At 72.3% G+C, this 506-nt stretch carries 1 protein-coding gene; it reads right to left on the bottom strand.

The features are described 5' to 3' along the window. Positions 1 to 233: 233 nt before the first annotated feature. On the bottom strand, positions 234 to 506 hold a 273-nt coding region (locus tag A9Z05_RS05715; protein ID WP_141723375.1), incomplete at its 5' end, for an SDR family oxidoreductase.

Below are 506 nucleotides of genomic sequence, written 5' to 3'. Positions count from 1 at the left end.
TGCGCGCGTCGTGCAGCAGCGCGACGAGCCGCGCGTCGCTCATCTGGACGAGCCGCAGCGCGGGCTCGCCGCCGTGCGCGAACGGCGCGGCGGAGGGCAACAGCGGACTCGGACGCCGTTCGGCGCGGGCTGGATGCACGGACACTTCGATTTCCTCACTATGCGGCGCAGGCCGCGCGACAACGCGGCACCGCACCGTGTTGCGTTACGTCAGGCCAACGCGGCGCGCGTCGTCACGCGAGCCCGCCGTTGACGGACATCACCTGCCCCGTCACATAGGCCGCGGCGTCGGATACCAGGTACGCGACCATCGCCGCGACTTCGTCGGGCCGGCCCGCGCGCTGCGCGGGCACGAGCTGCTTGATGCGTTCGGCGGGAAACGCCTGTTCGGCCATCGGCGATGCGATGATGCCGGGCGCCACCGCGTTCACGGTGATGCCGCGCGACGCGAGCTCCAGCGACAGCGACTTCGTCGCGCCGATCAGCCCGGCCTTCGCGGCCGCGTA

The sequence above is a fragment of the Burkholderia sp. A2 genome (genome assembly GCF_001729305.1).
GTDB lineage: Bacteria > Pseudomonadota > Gammaproteobacteria > Burkholderiales > Burkholderiaceae > Burkholderia > Burkholderia sola.
The sequence above is the reverse complement of the archived record's forward strand: the minus strand, read 5'-3'. Positions and strand labels throughout refer to the sequence as shown.